This window comes from Bacillus sp. V3B (assembly GCF_024494465.1).
Taxonomy (GTDB): Bacteria; Bacillota; Bacilli; order Bacillales; family Cytobacillaceae; genus Bacillus_BD.
In genome coordinates, this window is record NZ_JAETXM010000084.1 from 1 (window position 1) to 585 (window position 585).

Annotated in this window: 1 protein-coding gene; it reads left to right on the top strand. The window is 40.0% G+C overall.

Features of this window, described 5'->3' with window-relative positions:
- A partial coding sequence (locus JMM81_RS22690; protein WP_256243820.1) for an aldehyde dehydrogenase family protein occupies positions 1 to 279 on the top strand: 279 nt, incomplete at its 5' end.
- Between the last annotated feature and the right edge of the window lie 306 nt (positions 280 to 585).

A 585-nucleotide genomic window follows, 5' to 3' on the forward strand; every position in this document is an offset into this window, starting at 1 on the left:
ATTGTGACGGTTATTCCGTTTGACACAGAAGAAGACGTACTTGATCAAGTGAATGATACGGAATATGGATTGAGCGCATCCATTTGGACAAATGATATGCGCCGTGGACATCGTATTGCCAAAGAAGTAGAAGCCGGAATTATTTGGGTAAATACATGGTTCCTTCGTGACCTTCGTACACCATTTGGCGGAATGAAAGCAAGCGGTATTGGCCGTGAAGGCGGAATGCACAGCTTTGAATTCTATTCAGAGTTATCTAATGTTTGTATTAAATTATAAGTTTCTTCTAATTTGCAAGCTCCGCCTTCTGAATATTTAAAACGTTTTTGGTATGATACGGTTCTTTGGAATCAGGATAGTATCGATTTTCTTGTGAAAACAGTTGACGAAGATCGAGTCGTTGCAGGATCGGATTATTCATTTGACTTATGTGTATGGTGTATGGTGTATGGCCTCCGAAAGAAATCAGTGATAAAGGGTCTCACTCTTTACTAGGTTATGCCGTAAATTGAACTACCCACCACTTAATTTCTGACGAAATTTGAAGTGGGGGATTCCTGCGAACTCCATTCTATCGAACAGATA